The 18,417-nt window shown below is 67.0% G+C and carries 15 protein-coding genes; 10 read left to right on the top strand and 5 right to left on the bottom strand.

The features are described 5' to 3' along the window. The first annotated feature begins 375 nt into the window (after positions 1-375). From ACSYS9_RS20270 to ACSYS9_RS20255, 4 genes are all read left to right on the top strand, one after another. Complete coding sequence (locus ACSYS9_RS20270; RefSeq protein ID WP_005410967.1) at positions 376-573, top strand: zinc-finger domain-containing protein; 198 nt, start codon at positions 376-378, stop codon at positions 571-573. A 15-nt stretch (positions 574-588) separates the two neighbouring features. Next, a complete protein-coding gene (locus ACSYS9_RS20265; RefSeq protein WP_071228141.1) occupies positions 589-1,704 on the top strand; it encodes a glycosyltransferase in 1,116 nt (371 codons plus the stop codon). After that, the gene (locus tag ACSYS9_RS20260) at positions 1,685-3,016 is read left to right on the top strand and encodes an O-antigen ligase family protein (RefSeq protein ID WP_071228142.1); all 1,332 of its coding nucleotides are present in this window, start codon (positions 1,685-1,687) and stop codon (positions 3,014-3,016) included. The genes ACSYS9_RS20265 and ACSYS9_RS20260 overlap by 20 nt, the downstream gene beginning before the upstream one ends. Before the next feature lie 203 nt (positions 3,017-3,219). Next, positions 3,220-3,669 carry an REP-associated tyrosine transposase gene (locus ACSYS9_RS20255; RefSeq protein ID WP_071228143.1) on the top strand — a complete coding sequence of 150 codons (450 nt, stop codon included), beginning with the start codon at positions 3,220-3,222 and terminating at the stop codon, positions 3,667-3,669. A gap of 146 nt (positions 3,670-3,815) precedes the next feature. Here the strand turns inward: ACSYS9_RS20255 and ACSYS9_RS20250 are convergent, their stop codons facing one another. Next, positions 3,816-4,733, bottom strand: a complete 918-nt coding sequence (locus ACSYS9_RS20250) for an LpxL/LpxP family Kdo(2)-lipid IV(A) lauroyl/palmitoleoyl acyltransferase (protein ID WP_049398382.1) — start codon at positions 4,731-4,733, stop codon at positions 3,816-3,818. 60 nt (positions 4,734-4,793) lie between these two features. Between ACSYS9_RS20250 and waaA the strand changes: the two genes are divergently transcribed. Next, positions 4,794-6,092, top strand: a complete 1,299-nt coding sequence (gene waaA / locus ACSYS9_RS20245) for a lipid IV(A) 3-deoxy-D-manno-octulosonic acid transferase (protein WP_049398381.1) — start codon at positions 4,794-4,796, stop codon at positions 6,090-6,092. A gap of 229 nt (positions 6,093-6,321) precedes the next feature. Beyond that, positions 6,322-7,539, top strand: coding sequence for an amino acid transporter (locus ACSYS9_RS20240; protein ID WP_071228144.1), 1,218 nt, complete (start codon positions 6,322-6,324; stop codon positions 7,537-7,539). 100 nt (positions 7,540-7,639) lie between these two features. Here ACSYS9_RS20240 and ACSYS9_RS20235 read toward each other — a convergent pair whose 3' ends face one another. The 3 genes from ACSYS9_RS20235 to ACSYS9_RS20225 all read right to left on the bottom strand — a co-directional run bounded on the left by ACSYS9_RS20235 (position 7,640) and on the right by ACSYS9_RS20225 (position 10,479). Continuing rightward, entirely contained in the window at positions 7,640-8,998 is a 1,359-nt protein-coding gene (locus ACSYS9_RS20235; RefSeq protein ID WP_032129097.1) for a TolC family outer membrane protein, read from the bottom strand. Positions 8,999-9,014: 16 nt separating this feature from the next. Beyond that, the gene (locus tag ACSYS9_RS20230) at positions 9,015-9,662 is read right to left on the bottom strand and encodes a protein-L-isoaspartate O-methyltransferase family protein (protein ID WP_049421767.1); all 648 of its coding nucleotides are present in this window, start codon (positions 9,660-9,662) and stop codon (positions 9,015-9,017) included. 136 nt (positions 9,663-9,798) lie between these two features. After that, positions 9,799-10,479 (bottom strand): TetR/AcrR family transcriptional regulator, encoded by a 681-nt coding sequence (locus ACSYS9_RS20225; RefSeq protein WP_071228145.1) that lies wholly within the window; start codon positions 10,477-10,479, stop codon positions 9,799-9,801. Positions 10,480-10,598: 119 nt separating this feature from the next. Between ACSYS9_RS20225 and ACSYS9_RS20220 the strand changes: the two genes are divergently transcribed. Continuing rightward, on the top strand, positions 10,599-11,729 hold the full coding sequence (locus ACSYS9_RS20220) for an efflux RND transporter periplasmic adaptor subunit (RefSeq protein ID WP_071228146.1): 1,131 nt from the start codon (positions 10,599-10,601) through the stop codon (positions 11,727-11,729). Positions 11,730-11,733: 4 nt separating this feature from the next. Further along, positions 11,734-14,895, top strand: coding sequence for an efflux RND transporter permease subunit (locus ACSYS9_RS20215; RefSeq protein WP_071228147.1), 3,162 nt, complete (start codon positions 11,734-11,736; stop codon positions 14,893-14,895). A 543-nt stretch (positions 14,896-15,438) separates the two neighbouring features. Here ACSYS9_RS20215 and ACSYS9_RS20210 read toward each other — a convergent pair. Then, the gene (locus ACSYS9_RS20210; RefSeq protein WP_071228148.1) at positions 15,439-16,344 is read right to left on the bottom strand and encodes a LysR family transcriptional regulator; all 906 of its coding nucleotides are present in this window, start codon (positions 16,342-16,344) and stop codon (positions 15,439-15,441) included. Between the two features lie 117 nt (positions 16,345-16,461). Here ACSYS9_RS20210 and ACSYS9_RS20205 point away from each other — a divergent pair, with 117 nt between their 5' ends. Both ACSYS9_RS20205 and ACSYS9_RS20200 read left to right on the top strand, forming a co-directional pair. Next, positions 16,462-17,235, top strand: a complete 774-nt coding sequence (locus tag ACSYS9_RS20205) for an SDR family oxidoreductase (protein WP_071228149.1) — start codon at positions 16,462-16,464, stop codon at positions 17,233-17,235. 147 nt (positions 17,236-17,382) lie between these two features. After that, entirely contained in the window at positions 17,383-18,384 is a 1,002-nt protein-coding gene (locus ACSYS9_RS20200; protein ID WP_143048188.1) for a hypothetical protein, read from the top strand. The last annotated feature ends 33 nt before the right edge of the window (positions 18,385-18,417 follow it).

Genomic DNA, 18,417 nt, shown 5'->3' with positions numbered 1-18,417 from the left:
CGGACACCACGGACAGCATCGCTCCGCCCGCCGGGATGGCAGTGGAAGAAGCGATACCGGTCCGGTGGGGGCGGGCCATGCGATCGGGTCGGATTGGAGTGGGCCGGTTTACGACCTGGCCCGATCCTGCAACAGCCGTGGCAACCTGACAAGTGCCATTTAGTTCGATCCAAATGCGGGAAATATCGTTGTCGGCGGATTTTCGGCGTGAACCTGCAGGATCGATCGGGAATTTCCGCCGGCACCCCGTCCCGAGGTGGCATGCAAGGCCGCAGGGAATCGTCCCGGTACGCGCAAAGACCCGTTGCGGCGCAATGTCGGGGCGGCCCAGATGCTAGAATCACAGGCCTCGCAACCCGTTCATCGACATCCGCCATGAGCCATACCGCCACTGCGCCCGCCAACGCCGAGAAGCGCTACACCGTGCACCGCAGCGATCTGCCGCTGAGCTGCCCGACCCCGGAAATGGCGCTGTGGAACTCGCATCCGCGCGTGTACCTGCCGATCGAAGACGAGCCCAACGGCGAAGCGCAGTGCCCGTACTGCGGATCCGTGTTCGTGCTGGCCGACTAAGCGGCCGCCCCTTCGATGCGCCGATTGACCGTGGTGCAGTTGCTGCCGGCGCTGCACTCCGGCGGTGTCGAGCGCTCGACCCTGGAAATCGCTGCGGCCCTGGTCGCTGCCGGCCATCGTGCGCTGGTGGTCTCCGCCGGTGGCCGCCTGGTGCAGCCGCTGCTCGATAGCGGTGCCGAGCACCTCACCCTTGATATCGGCCGCAAGTCGCTGCTGACCCTGCGCCACCTGCCGACCCTGCGCCGCCTGTTCGCTGAAGTTGGCGCCGACATCGTGCATGCCCGTTCGCGGCTGCCGGCCTGGCTGGGCCTGTACGCGATCCGCGCGATGACTGCCGCACAGCGCCCGCATTGGGTGACCACCGTGCACGGGTTGAACTCGCCCAGCCGCTACAGCGCGGTGATGACCAGCGGTGAACGCGTGATCTGCGTGTCCAATACCGTGCGCGACTATGTGCAGCGGCACTACCCCACGGTTCCCGAAGCGAGGCTGCAGGTGATTCCGCGCGGCGTCGATGTCGCACAGTTTCCCCGCGTGGCCCGCGCCGACCGTCGGCCACGACTGGCGCTGGCAGCCGATTACCCGTGGCTGGCGCAGGTTGAGGGCCCGCTGCTGCTGCTGCCGGGGCGGGGCACCCGGCTGAAGGGGCATGCTCATGCGCTGCAGTTGCTGGCGGATGTGCGCGCGGCCGGTGTGCCGGCACAGCTGTGGATGCTGGGCACCGATGAACCCGGCCGTGAAGCCTACGTGGCCGACCTGCGCCGGCAGGCGGCTGCTTTGGGCGTGACCGACGTCGTGCAGATCAGCACGCCGACCGCGCGCATCGCCCAGGCCTATGCGGCCAGCGATCTGGTGCTGCAGCTTTCGGACAAGCCCGAAGCGTTCGGCCGCACCGTGGTAGAAGCGTTGTCGGTCGGTCGCCCGGTACTGGGCTGGGACCATGGCGGCGTCGGCGAACTGCTGCAGCAGCTGCAGCCGGCCGGCGCCGTGCCGCTGGGCGATGCACGGGCGCTGGGTGAACGTGCGCTGGCCCTGCTGGCGCAGCCGCCGTCCTTGCCGACCCGCATCCCGTTTACCCTGCAGGCCATGCAGCGCGACACCCTCCGCCTCTATGCCGACCTCGCCGGCTGACCCCGCAACCCTCGTGCGCGAGGACCGCGCCGGACGCTGGGCGCCGTGGTGGGTGCTGGCCTACGTGGCGCTGTGGCCGTTGCCGGGCATCGCTGAAACCGTGCTGGGTCTTGGTGCGCTGTATGCCGCGGTGCGCATGATCATGCGCCGCCTGCAGCGCCGCCCGCACCTGCTGACACCCGCCGCGTGGGCGCTGACCTCGATCCTGTTCCTCGGTTACTGGCTGCCGCAGGCGTTCTCCGCCTTCGATGCGATCGATCCGGCGGCGTCGTGGACCAAGGCGGCCGCCGGCCTGCGCTATCTGCCCTTCATGTGGCTGGTGGCGATCGCCGTGGCCACGCCGGAACGCCGGCGGCTGACCTTCGGTGGCCTCGCATTGATTACCGCTGCGTGGACGCTGGATGCACTGGTGCAGGCGGTCGTGGGTACCAGTCCGTGGTTCTGGTCACTTGAGCAGCTGAAGTTTGCAGTAAGCGGTCACGTGTTGTGCCCGGCCAGCGAGGCAGCATGGGTCGATCGCCTCAGTGGCGCGCTGGGGCCGTGCAACCTGAAGTTCGGCCAGGTCCTGGCCAGCCTTTCACCGTTCCTGCTGCTGCCGCTGGCGCGCCGCTTCGGCAATCCAGGGTGGGTCCTGGCTGCGGCGGCGCTGGGCTGCGTGCTGCTGCTGGCCGGCTCGCGCGCGTCGTGGATCACCTTCGCGCTGGTGCTGGCCTACAGCGGCGTGCGCCAGTTCGGCTGGAAGCGGTTGCTGCTGCTGGCGCTGGTCGCTGTGCTCGGAGCGGGTGTGCTGACCGCCAGCGTGCCGCAGCTGCGTGAGCGCTTCGCACGTACGGCGATGGCCTGGGAGGGGAGCGAACGCGGTGTCGACGAGGCGTTGTCGGGGCGCGCGCGGATCTGGGACGCCGCGGCCTGCATGATTGAAGAGCACCCGATCAACGGGGTCGGCGCGCGCGGTTTCCGCGATGCCTATCCGGCCTGCGTGTCTGGCGACGAACCGGCGGTGTGGGGCGATGCCCCGGCGTTGCATGCCCATCAGATCGTGCTGGAGATCCTGGCGGAAACCGGTGTGCTCGGCCTTCTGCTGTGGTTGGCTGCGGTGGCCCAGGCCTGGCGGGCCTGGCGATATGCACCGGCCGCCGCCCGTGAGCGTGCGCGCCCGGCGATGCTGGCGCTGGCGGTCACCGTATTCCCGCTCAATACCCATCTGGCGTTCTATTCCGCGTTCTGGGGGGGGCTGACGGGGATGCTGGCCGCGTTGTTCGCCGGCAGCCTGTTGGCCCGCGAAACGGACGACACGCCGACGGTGGTGTGATCGTCCATCCACGCATGGCGTGGCTCTACTCCACGTACCGAACAAACGTCCCCATGGTGGATCCACGCCATGGCGTGCATGGGGCGGTCACCGAACGAACGTCGCCGTAGTAGATCCACGCCATGCGTGGATGGGGCTTTACCGACGCAAACACGCGCCAACCTCCACTAGCCGTGCCTCCGTGTGTATCGCACGCTGAGGCCATGGCCAGCCCAAGACTCCGCTACGGTCGTTACTCCTGCACCGGTAACGTCTATTCATTGACTACGGTAACCCTCAATCGTGAACCCTTCTTTGCCGATGCTTCCAACGTAGCGATTCTGGTTGAAGCACTGCGCTTCGTAGAGCGCAAGGGCGTGAGCCACAGCTTCACCTGGGTGGTGATGCCCGACCATCTGCACTGGTTGATGGAATTGCGCGGGGGAACCCTGGCCGAGTGCATGGCCCTGCTCAAATCACGCAGCAGCCGGCTGCTGAATCGGCGATTGGAGCGGCGAGGGTCGCTGTGGCAGCACGGTTACCACGATCACGCCGTACGCAGCGATGAATCCCTTCACGAGAAGGCGATGTACATCCTGGCCAATCCGATCCGTGCGGGCTTGGCGTGCGTGATGGGGGAGTACCCGTACGCCTGGTGCTGCTGGCCGTTGTGAATCCCGGCACGGAATCGAAGAGCATCCACGCATGGCGTGGATCTACTTCAGAATGCCCCACGTCATTGAATCCACGCCATACGCGGATGAAGCCGCACAAGGCAGTAGATCCACGCCATGCGTGGATGAAGCCATCCCTCCCACCGCTACTTGTAGAAATCGCTCCGGCCGCCGGGCTGGCGCTTGAACCGCCGATGGATCCACAGGTACTGGTCCGGGGCTTCGCGCACCATCTCTTCGATGGCCTGGTTGACCCGCGTGGTATCGGCTTCCACATCCTCGCTGGGGAAATTCTCCAGCGGTGCGCCGATCTTCAGGAAGTACTTTCCGCCCTCGCGGCGGTGGAAGTACGGAATCACCGCGCAGCCGGTCATCCGCGCCAGCTGGTGGGTGGCGGTAATGGTGGATGCGGTATGGCCGAAGAACGGCACGAACACGGTGTCCTTGCCACGCATGTCCTGATCCGGCGCATACCAGAGGAAGCCGCCCTTCTTCAGGTGGCGCACGGTCGCGCGGATGTCCTCGTTGGCGAACATCGCCTTGGCATAACGCAGGCGGCCAAACTTCACCGCCCATTCGTACACCGGGTTCTTGTGCTTGCGGTACATGCCTGAAAGATCGACGTAGTCGCACAGCAGGCGGCCGCACATCTCCAGGGTCATGAAGTGGCCGGAGACCAGCAGCACGCCGCGGCCTTCGGCCTGCATCTGCCGCAGATGCTCGAGGCCTTCGATCTTCACCTGCGGGCGGATGCGGTCGATGCTGCCCCACCAGGCGCGGATGCACTCGAGCACGCCCACGCCCAGCGCGTCGAAGCTGTCGCGCACCAGGCGCTGGCGCCAGGCTTCGTCCTTCTCCGGGAAGCACAGCTGCAGGTTGACCTCGGCGGCGCGACGGCGGCTACCGAGCAGGCGCCAGCTGATCCAGCCGACGCCCCGGCCGAGCGCACGCTGCAGCATCCACGGCAGGCGGGCGATGGCGAAGGCGCCGAGCATGGCGGCGAACATCGGCCAGTTGCGGGGATCGCGCAGCGACGGGCGGACGGCGGTGGTGGCATCTGACATGGCGCCATTCTACCAACCCGGCTGCGTGTCTTTCCCGGGGGGCTCCCGTATCCTTGCCGCATGCGTAAAGACCCTGTCGAATGGATCCTGCGCGGCCTGTACTCGGCCGTGCTCTACATCCTGCTGCCGATCACCGTGTACCACCTGGTCTGGCGCGGTTTCCGGGTCCGTGAATACTTCCGGCGCTGGGACGAGCGTTATGCCTCGTATCCGCAGCCGACCGGCCAGCCGCGGGTCTGGCTGCACGCGGTCTCGGTGGGCGAGGTCAATGCCGCCGCGCCGCTGGTGAATGCCCTGCGCCAGCAGCGTCCGGACATCCGCTGGGTCATCACCACCATCACCCCGACCGGCTCGGAGCGCGTGCGCGCGCTGTGGGGAGACGCGCTGGACCATGTCTATCTGCCGTACGACGTACCGGGCAGCGTCAACCGCTTCCTCGGCCATTTCCAGCCCAGCCTGGCACTGATCCTGGAAACCGAGCTGTGGCCGAACATGCTGTTCGGCTGCCGCGACCGTCGCATCCCGGTCTACATCCTCAACGCCCGCCTGTCCGCGCGTTCGCTGCGCGGTTACCGGGTGCTGGCGGCGCTGATCCGCCGTGCGCTGCGCACCGTCACCTGCGTGGCCGCGCAGTCGCAGGACGACGCCGAGCGCTTCGTGCAGCTGGGCGCTGCGCGTGAACAGGTGCAGGCGCTGGGCAACCTCAAGTTCGATATCGCCACGCCGGATGTGCAGGGCTTCGTCGAGCAGTTCCACGCCTGCGTGCCCGCCGGGCGCCCGGTGTGGATCGCGGCCAGTACCCACGATGGTGAGGAGCAGGCGGTGATCGACCTGCATCGGCGCCTGCGCCAGCAGCACCCCGACCTGTTGTTGCTGTGGGCGCCGCGGCACCCCGAGCGCTTCCCGAAGGTGGAGGCGCTGGCGCGCGAGCAGGGCTGGAACGTGACGACCCGTCGCGCGAAGCAATGGCCGGAGGCCGGCACGGATGTATTCGTCATCGACACCCTGGGCGAGCTGATGCCGTTCTATGCCTGCGCGCAGGTCGCTTTCGTCGGCGGCAGCCTGCAGCCGATTGGTGGCCACAATCTGCTGGAACCGGCGGCGATGGGCACTGCCGCTGTGACCGGTCCGCACCTGCACAACTTCGCCGAGATCTCACGGCGCATGCGTGAGGCCGGTGCCTTGCTGATCGGCGAGGACGTGCAGGCGGTAGGTGACCTGCTGCAGCACCTGCTGGGCGACGCAGCGGCGCGCGAGGACATGGCCCGTGCTGGATGCACGCTGGTCAGCAATGGCCGTGGTGCCCTGCAGCGCACGTTGGCGCTGGTCGCGCCACATCTGCCGCCGCCGCGCAGCTGAGCCGGGCAGCAACACCGCCGGGGCGGACACTACGTGGACCGACTGACGTGATCGACTGCATCAATTCTGCTTAGCAGCCGGATTCCTGTCGCAGCAGGACCGGATGCGTGGCTGCGAACGTGTTTGTGGTCACATCGCGATGCGCACGGTACGGATTCTGATACCGCCCTTTGGCGCAGGCTGCCAGCCTGCTGTCGACCGCGCTTGGGCGGAATCAAGAGGGCTTGCGATGGACTGCGACAACCGCCGTGGCCGGCACGCGCTGCTGGGAATGGATCACTTCGCGTTGGTGGCGTTGACCCTGTTGCTGGGGGGCAGCGTGATCGCCCTGGTCGGCCAGTACACCGCCGCCCAGGCCGGCCCGGCCATCGTACTGAGTCTGCTGCTGGCCGCACTGGGCACAGCGCCGATGCTGTATTGCCTGCACGTGCTGAACCAGCAGCAGCCGGAAGCCGATGGCCTGCACGGCCCGCTGCGGGCCGCCTGGGGCCCGGCAGTCGCGCGCCTGCTGGGTGCTGTGCTGCTGCTGGAGCTGGTGGTGACCAGCGCCGGCGTGGCGCAGTCCATGGCGGGCCACGCGCGTGCGGTGTTTGCCAGTCGCGGTATTGAAACCGGCAGCGCATTGCCGGATCCGGTGATGGCCGTCACCAGCCTGCTGGTGCTGGGTGCGTTCGTGTTGCTGCCTCCGCGTCGCATCGCGCTGATGGTCTGCGTGCTGTTGACGGTGAAGATCGGTGTTGGGCTGTTGCTGCTGGCGCTGGCGGTCCGCCACGTGCACTACGCGAACTGGATCCCGTGGCTGCCGGACGCCACCGCGCCCTATCGGTTCGGACCCGGCGGGGTGCTGGCGGCAAGCGTGCCCTTGCTGGCGGTGTTTGCCAGTGTGGGTCTGGCATTGGGGTTTCCTGGGCGTGGCCCGCAGGTGCGTGCGCGGTCACCAGGGCTGCTGGCGGCCGCGCTGCTGCTGGCAATGCTGCTGCTGATCGTGCTGGCGGCGTTGCAGGCCGGCCTGGTCGAGTTCCCGGCATTGGCCAGTACGCGGCCGTTGTCGGTGGCATTGCAGGGCCATCCGCAGTTGCAGTGGCTGCTGCCGTTGCTGCCGCTGGCGGGCATGGCTGGGCTGGCAGCACTGCTGCTGGTGCTGTTGTCGTTGGCCACACAGCTGGCAGCGCAGCTCTGGCCTGTGGCCGTGGATGAAGCGCCCGGGTTCCGGACACGGCTGATACCGGTCACCGTGGTGCTGGCGGCGCTGCTGGCGTTGGGAACGCCCGTCGATGCATTGCCGGTGCTGCCAGGTCCGGCAACCCTGCTGGTGATGGCGGCTTTGTGCCTGGCAGTACTGCGTGTGCGCGCGCCGATGCCGGGTGCTGCGATGGTGCTTGCGCCGCTGGCCGCGGCGCTGTGCGTGCTGGCCGCAGTGGAGCGGGCAGGCGCGTGGCCGGGCTGACGGCCGGCGGATCTGCGCCATGTCTGGGTGGGGCCGTACGCGCTGCCCACAAAAAAGCCACCCTCCCGGGTGGCTTCTTCGTTGCCGGCAGGGCGACGACTCAGTGCGTGGTCGTCGACGGGTTGCCCGCGTCCTGGGTCAGCAGGCGGTTCACGTCCTGCAGCTCGGCCACGTCCAGCGCACCCAGCGACTGGCTCAGCAGCAAGCGGTTCTGCAGGAAGGTGTAGCGGGCCTGTGCATAATCCAGCTGCGCCGAGAACAGGATGCGCTGGTTCTGGATCACGTCCAGCACGGTACGGGTACCGACTTCCAGGCCGACCTGCGACGCGTCGTACGCGCTCTGCGCCGAGACCACCGCCAGGCGGCGGGCTTCCACTTCGCTGATGCCCTGCACCAGGGTCTGGTAGGCATTGCGGGTGTTGCGGTCCAGGGCACGCTTCTGCTGCTCGTAGCCGTCCTGGGCGATGTCGCGCTGGGCCAGTGCCTGGCGCACGCCGGACTGGGTGGCACCACCGGCGAAGATCGGCACGCTCAGGGTCAGCCCGATGCTGTTGGTGCGTGCATCCGGCGACAACGAGCCGGCACCGGTGCTGTCGCCCCAGGTGGCGGTCTTGCCCCAGCTGCCGCCCAGCGACAGGGTCGGGTAATGGCCGCCACGAGCGGCCTGCACGCCAGCCTCGGCGGCGCTGACCTTCAGTTCCTGGGCCTTCAGCGCCGGATTCTGGTTGGTGGCCTGGTGCACCAGCTCATCGATGTTGCCACGGTTGGCCGGCACTTCCGGGCGGAAGTCCGCCGGCAGGCCGCGCAGGTTGACCACCGGCTGGCCGGTCAGTTCGGTCAGGGCCTGGTAGTTATCGGCCAGGGTGTTCTGCGCAACGATGGTGTTGGCACGTGCCTGGTCGTACTGGGCGCGTGCTTCGTGCACGTCGGTGATCGGCGCCAGGCCCACTTCCAGGCGCTTGTCGGCGAAGTCGAACTGCTTCTTCGCGGCCGCTTCATTGGTCTGTGCGGCGTTCAGCGATTCGATCGCCACCAGCACGTTGAAGTAGGCCGCCGAGGTGCGCACGATCAGGCTGTCGTTGGCCGAATCGAGGGTGAAGTCCGCCGCCTTGCTCAGCTCGCGCTGCGAACGCAGGTTGTTGATCTGGGTCCAGTTGAACAGCGTCTGGCTCCCTTCGATCGTGTAGTTGCGGCGCTTGCTGGTCACGGTGCCGGAGTTGGCGTCATGGTCCGCCTCGCTGCGCGAGCGGTTCAGCGTGGCCTGGCCGTTGATCTGCGGCAGCAGGGCAGCGCGGGCCTGCACGGCGCCTTCCTTGTCGTACAGCCGGGTGGATTCGGCGGCGGACAGCTGCGGATCGCCATTGCGCGCCATTTCGTAGACCTGCAGCAGGTCGGCGGCATGGGCGGACAACGGCAGCAGGGCAGTGGCCAGCGCAACAGCGAGGGATCGGCGGATCATTGCGGCTTCCTTGGACTCAGAGGTGGAACTGGGGGGCCGGGGCGGCACCACGCAGGTAATCAATATCGGTCTCGAACAGGGACTCGCTGCTGCCGTCGGCCTTGACCAGCAGGGCCTCCATCGCCGGCGAACGGCCATGGATCACGAACAGGCGACCACCCGGACGCAGCCACGAGGCGAACTGTGACGGCACCACGTCGACCGCACCAGTGACACAGATCACGTCAAAGCGGCGTTCGGTCTGCCAGGACAGGGCGTCGGCCACTTCCACGCGGACGTTGGTGCCCAGGCCGGAAGCGTCCAGGCGGGCACGCGCGGCGGCGGCCAGTTCCGGGTCGATCTCCAGGCTCAGCACGTCGCGCGCCAGCGCGCCGATGCAGGCTGCCAGGAAGCCGCTGCCGGTGCCGATTTCCAGCACTTCGTCACCCGGCTGCAGGTCCAGTGCCTGCAGGGTACGGCCCTCGATGACCGGCTTCATCATCTTCTGGCCATGGCCGATCGGGAGTTCAACATCGGCATAGGCCAGTGCCCGGTGTGCATCGGCGACAAAGGCCTCGCGCGGCAGGCGGGCCAGGACGTCGAGCACCTTGATGTCCAGCACGTCCCAGGGACGGATCTGCTGTTCCACCATCAGTTCGCGGGCGTGGGCGTAATCAATCGTCATGAGGTTCAAATCCAGCGCAGTGGGCCGGCCATTTTACCGGTGCCGGAGGCCGGCGGCGCGCCCAGAGCATCAGCTGCCGGGTGGCCGGGGTCGCAGTGCCGGAAGTCATCGCGACCTCCGGTTCGTTCAGTTTTGGTTATCCGGCCGTCCCGGCCCCTCTTGGCGCGTAGGCGCGCAGGAAGAAGTCGATGCTGGCGGTCACATGGGCAAGAGGGTCGCACTCCACCGGTGACAGTGGCATGCCGCACATCATATGCATGTGCACTTCGCCCTTGACCAGGGTCAGGAACTGCTGGCCAGCCAGGTAATAGTCGGGGATGTCCAGTTCGCCGCGTTCGCCGCGCGCGCGCAGGAAATCGGCCAGGGCCTCGCAGGTACGTTCCGGGCCGGCCTGCCAGAACAGCTCGCGCAGGCGTTCGTCGGTCTCCGGCGCCATCATCATGCGCTGGATCGAGATCGCTGCGTCGGAGGTGATCAGCTCGAAGAAGGCCAGGCCGATGCCGATCAGCTGGTCGCGCAGGGGGCCGTCCGCGTCGGCCACGAACAGCGCATCAGGCAGCATTTCAATGCATTTTGACTGCACGGCCTCGGAGAACAGGGTCTCCTTGTCGCCGAAGTGGCTGTACACAGTCAGCTTCGAGACGCCGGCCTGAGCGGCGATGGTGTCCATGCTCACGCCGGTATAGCCCTGTTCGATGAACAGTGCCTTGGCTGCTTCAAGGATCGCCGCGCGCTTGCCGAGGTCCTTGGGACGCCCGGGTCCGGCGGCCTTGGCAGCGGGCTTGGCCGACGGCTTGCGGGAAGTGTGAGAACTCATCACGACAATACTAGACCAAGCGGTTCGATATTTATACTATACCGGCCGGTTTATTAAATTGGGCCGGCAGTCGCGGCTCCCCCCTTAGTTGCAACCCTGCGTTTTCAGGACGTTGACCGATGAAGATCGTGCGCTGGATGGGCGGTATGGTGTGGATGGCTGCGCTGGCAGCCTGTTCGGGACAGGAACAGGCGCCGCAGGCGGCCGTGCCGGTGCTGGTGGTTCACCCCGGCGAGCAGGCCGGGCAGGCGCCGGCGGCGTTCCCGGGCACGGTGCGTGCACGGCAGGAAAGTCCGCTGTCGTTCCGCGTCGGCGGCAACCTGGTCAAGCGCCACGTCGATGCCGGGCAACGGGTGAAGAAGGGCGACGTGCTGGCCGAGCTGGACGTGGCCGACTTCGCGCTGCAGGCGCGCGCCTCGCAGGCGCAGCTGGCGGCGGCCGAAGCCGATCTGGTGCGTGCCCGCGATGACCTCAAGCGCTACCAGGTGCTGGCCGACCAGCAACTGGTCAGCCGTTCGCAGCTGGACCAGCAATCCGCCGCTTTCAAGGCCGCGCAGGGGCAGGCCAACGCGGCCCGCGCCAACCTCGATGTGCTGCGCAACCAGGCCGATTACGCCCAGCTGCGCGCACCGGCCGACGGCGTGATCGCCAGCCGCGAGGCCGAGGCCGGGCAGGTGGTGTCGGCCGGCCAGACTATCTTCAACCTGGCCGCCGATGGCGGGCGCGAAGTGCTGATCGACCTGCCCGAGGCCACCATCCGCGACTATGCGGTGGGCCAGCCGGTCGAGGTGGAGCTGTGGAACCGTCCTGGCCAGCGCCTGCCGGGCACGATCCGCGAGATCGCCGCCGCCGCCGATCCGCAGGCACGTACCTACGCGACCCGGGTCAGCCTGGCCGCCGATGCGCTGGCCGATGTCGAACTGGGCCAGAGCGCACGCGTCTACAGCAGCGCCGGCCGCCACGGCACCCTGCAGCTGCCGCTGGGCGCGCTGCAGCGCGGTGCCAACGGTACCGCCAGCGTGTGGCTGGTCGACCCGGCCAACAGCACGCTGAAGGCTGCAGCGGTCACCACCGGTGCGTTTGGCAGTGAGACCGTGCCGGTGCTGTCCGGCGTGAGCGCAGGTGACTGGGTGGTTGCTGCTGGTGGCCATCTGCTGCGTGCCGGTCAGCCGGTGATCGCCGTGGACCGGCAGAACCGTCCGGTGCTGAAGCCGGCCGCGCCGGCCGCTGCCGCCAAGGCCAAGGAGTAAGCCGGTGCGCCGCTTCAATCTCTCCGAGTGGGCGCTGGCCAACCGACCCCTGGTGCTGTTCGCGATGCTGGCGTTCGCGCTGATCGGCGCGTGGTCGTACAAGCATCTGGGCCAGTCCGAGGATCCGCCGTTCACCTTCAAGGCGATGGTGGTGCGCACGCTGTGGCCGGGCGCTACCGCCGAACAGGTCTCGCGGCAGGTGACCGAGCCGCTCGAGAAGGCGCTGATGAATACCGGCGAGTACGAGTTCATCCGCTCGTATTCTCGGCCGGGCGAGTCGCAGATCATCTTCATGGCGCGCGACAGCCTGCGGTCCAAGCAGATCCCCGACCTCTGGTACCAGGTGCGCAAGCGTGTGGGGGACATCCGCCCGACACTGCCGCGTGAAATCGTCGGTCCGTTCTTCAACGATGAGTTCGGCGACACCTACGGCAACATCTATGCGTTGACCGGCAAGGGCTTCGACTACGCGGTGATGCGCGACTACGCCGACCGCATCCAGCTGGAACTGCAGCGCGTGCCCGATGTCGGCAAGATCGACCTGGTCGGCCTGCAGGACGAGAAGGTGTGGATCGAGCTGTCCAACACCCGCCTGGCCACGCTGGGTGTGTCGATGCAGCAGGTACAGCAGGCGCTGGCCGACCAGAATGCGGTCACCGGCACCAGCTTCTTCGAGACCGCCACCGACCGCGTGCAGCTGCGCGTGACCGGCCAGTTCAACGACATCGAAGCGATCCGCCAGTTCCCGATCCGCGCCGGTGACCGCACCGTGCACCTGGGCGACATCGCCGAGGTCAAGCGTGGCTTCGCCGATCCGGCGTCGCCGAAGATGCGCTTCATGGGTGAAGAGGCCATCGGCCTGGCAGTGGCGATGAAGGATGGCGGTGACATCCTCAAGCTCGGCGCCAATCTCGATGCCGAGTTCGGGCGCCTGCAGAAGACCCTGCCGGCGGGCATGCAGCTGCGCAAGGTGTCCGACCAGCCGCAGTCGGTGGAAGAGTCGGTCGGCGAGTTCGTGCAGGTGCTGACCGAAGCCGTAGTGATCGTGTTGCTGGTCAGCTTCTTCTCGCTGGGCCTGCGCACCGGCCTGGTGGTAGGTGTGACCATCCCGCTGGTGCTGGCGATGACCTTCTTCGTCATGCACTACTTCGACATCGGCCTGCACAAGATCTCGCTGGGCGCGCTGGTGCTGGCGCTGGGCCTGCTGGTGGACGATGCGATCATCGCGGTGGAGATGATGGCCACCAAGATGGAGCAGGGCTACGACCGCCTGCGTGCGGCCAGTTTCGCCTGGGAGTCGACCGCGTTCCCGATGCTGACCGGTACGCTGATCACGGCGGCCGGCTTCCTGCCGATCGCCACGGCGGCATCGAGCACGGGTGAGTACACCCGCTCGCTGTTCCAGGTGGTGACCATTGCGCTGGTGGTGTCGTGGATCGCGGCGGTGCTGTTCATCCCGTACCTGGGCGACAAGATGCTGCCGGACCTGTTCAATCCGCAGCCGCCGAAGCCGGGCAGCCTGTCCGCGCGCTGGCTGGCCAAGCGCCAGCAGTGGGCCGACCGCTATCCGGCGCTGGCCAACCTGATCGCGCCGCCGCAGCACGGGCACGACCATGATCCGTACCAGCGCCCGTTCTATCGCAGCTTCCGTCGCTTCCTCGATGGCTGCCTGCGCCACCGCTGGTGGGTGATCGCCGCGACCATCGCCCTGTTCGTGTTCTCGCTGATGATGTTCCGCTTCGTGCCGCAGCAGTTCTTCCCGGATTCGACCCGGCCGGAACTGATGGTGGACATCGAGCTGGCCGAGGGCGCGTCGCTGCGCTCGACCCAGGCCCAGGCCGAGAAGCTGGAGAAGCTGCTGTCCAACCGCGATGGCATCGCCAACTACGTGTCCTACGTGGGCACCGGTTCGCCGCGCTTCTACCTGCCGCTGGACCAGCAGCTGCCGGCCACCAACTTCGCCCAGTTCGTGGTGCTGGCCAAGGACATCAAGTCGCGCGAAAGCACCCGCGACTGGCTGCTGCATGAGGTGATCCCGAAGTTCCCGGACGTACAGATGCGCGTCACCCGCCTGGAGAACGGCCCACCAGTCGGCTATCCGGTGCAGATGCGTATTTCCGGCGAGCACATCGAGAAGGTGCAGGCGATCGCACGGCAGGTCGAGGCCAAGGTGCGTGAAAACCCGCACGTGATGAACGTCAACCTGGACTGGAGCGAGCCGAGCAAGGTGGTGCGGTTGGTGATCGACCAGGAGCGTGCGCGCGCGCTGGGTGTGAGCAGTGCCCAGGTCAGCCAGTTCCTGTCCAGCTCGCTGGCCGGGCAGTCAGTGAGCGTGTATCGCGAAGGCAACCGCCAGATCGAGATGCTGCTGCGCGGGCCGGCCGATGAACGCAACCAGCTGGAGCTGCTGTCCAGCCTGTCGATGCCGACCGCCAACGGCGGCAGCATCACGCTGTCGCAGGTGGCGACGATGGAGTACGGCTTCGAGGATGGCATCATCTGGCACCGTAACCGTCTGCCGACGGTGACCGTGCGCGCCGACATCAGTGATGGCATGCAGCCACTCGACGTGGTGCATCAGATCCTGCCGACGCTGGATGGCATCCGTGCCGAGCTGCCGAATGGCTACCTGCTGGAAACCGGCGGTACCGTGGAGGATTCGGCACGTGGCCAGAACTCGATCAAGGCCGGCATGCCGCTGTTCCTGATCGTGGTGGCCACGCTGCTGATGCTGCAGCTGCGCAGCTTCTCGCGCGCGGCGATGGTGCTGGTGACCGCGCCGCTGGGCATCATTGGTGCCACGTTGTTCCTGCTGCTGTTCCGCGCGCCATTCGGCTTCGTGGCGCTGCTGGGCACGATCGCGCTGGCGGGCATGATCATGCGCAACTCGGTGATCCTGATTGACCAGATCCAGCAGGACATCGATGCCGGGCATGACCGCTGGCATTCGATCATCGATGCGACCGTGCGCCGTTTCCGCCCGATTGTGCTGACCGCGCTGGCGGCCGTGCTGGCGATGATTCCGCTGTCGCGCAGCGCGTTCTATGGCTCGATGGCGATCTCGATCATGGGTGGCCTGATCGTGGGCACCGTGCTGACCCTGGTGTTCCTGCCGGCGCTGTACGCGGCGTGGTTCCGGGTCAAGCCGGACGAATCCGGGGCGTAACGCCCCGGGTTCTGCGGCCACTGCCCTGGTAGGTGCCAACCTTGGTTGACACTGATGCACGCATCCACGCATGGCGTGGATTTACCGCAGCGGGTCTTGGCCCTGGTAGGTGCCAACCTTGGTTGGCACTGATGCACGCATCCACGCATGGCATGGATTTACCGCAGCGGGTCTTTGCCCTGGTAGGTGCCAACCTTGGTTGGCACTGATGCACGCATCCACGCATGGCGTGGATCTACCGCAGCGGGTCTTGGCCCTGGTAGGTGCCAACCTTGGTTGGCACTGATGCGTGCATCCACGCATGGCGTGGATCTACCGCAGCGGGTCTTGGCCCTGGTAGGTGCCAACCTTGGTTGGCACTGATGCGTGCATCCACGCATGGCGTGGATCTACCGCAGCGGGTCTTGGCCCTGGTAGGTGCCAACCTTGGTTGGCACTGTTGCACGCATCCACGCATGGCGCGGATTTACCGCAGCGGGTCTTCACCCTGGTAGGTGCCAACCTTGGTTGGCACTGTTGCACGCATCCACGCATGGCGTGGATTTACTGCAGCTGCAGGCCGCTCCGCAGCACCGGCAGCAGCCATTCGATGAACACCTGCACGCGTTGCGCGCGGTGCTGCCGATGCGGTTGCAACAGGGTCACCGGCAGCGGTTGCGCCACGTGCTGTGGCATCACTTCCACCAGCGCACCGGATTGCAGTTCGGCCTGCACGTCGTAGCGCGGAATCTGCAGCAGGCCGAGCCCCGCCAAGCAGCACGCGATCGAGGCCTCGGCGCTGTTTACCCGTACCCAGCCAGGCATTGGCAGCGTGCGCAGCTGGCCACCGTCCTGCCATTCCCACGGTTCCACCCGCGCCGTGGTCGGCGATGCGTAGTTCACCGCGCGGTGCTGCTGCAGGTCGGCAGGATGCTGCGGTACGCCGTGTTCGCGCAGGTAGGCCGGCGCGGCGACGTTGACGAAGTCGAGCTGTCCCAGCATGCGGGCCACCAGGCTGGAGTCACCCAGCTGGCCGACCCGCAGCACCGCATCACAGCCGTCTTCGATCAGGTTCACCGCGCGGTCGGTCATGCCCAGGTCCACTTCAACCTGCGGATGGCGCGCGAAGAAGTCGGGCAGGGCCGGGGCGAGGATGCGGCGGCCGATCCGGCTGGGCACATCGATCTTCAGCAGGCCCACCGGCTGCGCATCGTCTTGCCGGAACAGCGATTCGGCGTCTTCAACTTCGGCGATCAGGCGCAGGCAGCGGGCATGGAACACGTCGCCGTCGTGGGTGGTGGAGACCCGCCGGGTCGAGCGCTGCAGCAGGCGGGTACCGAGCCGCTGCTCCAGCTCGGCCACCGCCGCGGAAACGGTGGAGCGGGGCAGGCCGAGCTGGTCGGCGGCGCGGGTGAAGCTGGCGCATTCCACCACCCGGGTGAAGATGCGGAAGCGATCGATCCGGTCCATTGTTCGCCTACTCTGGAAAGTTAAGTCAATGTGGCGGGCTTTATCCGCATTTTCTGCACGATATCGTCGTCAGGGCAGGGTTGCCACCCCGGGCAGCCCCCTCCTGAGACAAACGCCATGACCGACCATTCCCTCAAGGGCAAGACCGTGCTGATCGCCGGTGGCGCCAAGAACCTGGGCGGACTGATCGCCCGCGACTTCGCCAGCCAGGGCGCCAAAGCCATCGTCATCCACTACAACAGTGCCGCCACCCAGGCTGATGCGGAAGCAACGGTCGCCGCCGTGCAGGCCGCTGGCAGCAAGGCGGTGGCGCTGCAGGGCGACCTGACTTCGGCCGCAGCGATGGAGCGCTTGTTCGCCGATGCCGTGGCTGCAGCCGGCCGGCCGGACATCGCCATCAATACCGTCGGCAAAGTGCTGAAGAAGCCGATGCTGGAGATCAGCGAAGCCGAGTACGACGAGATGAGCGCGGTCAATGCCAAGGCTGCCTTCTTCTTCCTGAGGGAGGCCGGCCGCCACGTCAACGACGGCGGCCGCATCTGCACTCTGGTCACCTCGTTGCTGGGTGCGTTCACGCCGTTCTATTCCAGCTATGCCGGCACCAAGGCACCGGTCGAGCATTTCACCCGCGCGGCGTCCAAGGAGTTCGGTGAGCGTGGCATCTCGGTGACCGCGATCGGCCCCGGTCCGATGGACACGCCGTTCTTCTATCCGGCCGAGAGTGCCGATGCGCAGGCGTACCACAAGACCGCGGCGGCACTGTCGCCTTTCACCCGCACCGGCCTGACCGACATCGCCGACATCGTGCCGTGGATCCGCTTCCTGGTCACCGACGGCTGGTGGATGACTGGCCAGACCATCCTGGTCAATGGCGGTTACACCACCAAGTAGAGACGAATCACCCGCGATTGCGGCGGACCTGAAGCGTCGCGCCATGCTCGACGCTTCATCCTGTAGGCCGTCCACGGGCACAATAGCCGGCTGTTCTGGGCCCGGAGTGCCAGCATGTTCCCTCGCACGTTCCAAGCTTTCACGTTGATGTTGATTGCCTCCAGCGGCGTTGCCGATGCAACGCCCGCAGGAACCGATGCCCAGCAGTTCCAGCAGAACCTGATCGCAGTGCTGGAATGCCGCGCGACACCTGCGGTGCGGCAGGCACTGGGCAGCCAGCTGCGGGTCGTCCGCTATGGCTCTGCAACGGAACGACCGGCGCACCTGCGTGGCTGGCGCTTCATCGCAGCCGATCACCCCGAGATCGAGAGCGCGGTCACGCGCATCGAACTGCCTGCGCCCATCACCGCCAACGGCATCACCACCCGCGAGCTGCTGGCTGACGACCTCGGTCTGGGCATGTTCCTCGATGCGGTGCAGCGTGAGCGCATCGTGGCCGAGGACGGCCTGCAGATGCGGACCAGCACGCTGCACGAGCCGTTCCGGGCCTGGTGGCGACCAGCGTCGGATGTTGCTGCGGCGGCACAGGCCTGGCGGGTGATACGAAGCGAGGGCGCAGGCAACCGCCTGTCGTGTGATTACCGGGAGCGATATCAGAAACTGGACGACCAGCAGGCGGCCGACCGCCTGCGCGAGGACCTGGTAGCGGTTCTGGAGTGCCGCGCGGACGCGGCGGCCTGGCAGCGCTTTGGCGAATTCTGGACGCGTGTCAGCGCGCACAGCCCGCTTGGGTGGCCGGCGCAGGTACGCGCGCTGGACGCACCTGCATGCATGGCTCGCGAAGGCGGCTCCCGTTGTGAGCGGATGACGCTCGATGCGCCGATCACCGTGCATGGCCTGACCGTGTCTTCGGTGATGATCGAGCCCAGCTACGCGTCAGGCCATGTTGCAGCGGACCTGGGCATGGTGCCCGTCGACGATGCACTTCAGGCGGCGATTCCAGGTGCTAAGGCGGCCGGGGAAATCATCTGGACCTTGCCGGCATCACCTCTGCAGGAGCGGCCGCGCGAGCGCTTCGTGGTGCGCACCGCCGATGGGCGCACACTGATGGGGTGTGCGACGTCCAAGGCGGTCCACAGAGGACGGTAGCCCTATGCGTGCGCGCCGGTGCCGGGCAATGCC

The organism is Stenotrophomonas sp. STK17_22 (assembly GCF_051983905.1).
In the GTDB taxonomy this organism is placed as follows: Bacteria; Pseudomonadota; Gammaproteobacteria; order Xanthomonadales; family Xanthomonadaceae; genus Stenotrophomonas; species Stenotrophomonas maltophilia_A.
This window is presented reverse-complemented; position numbering and strand designations above follow the sequence as displayed.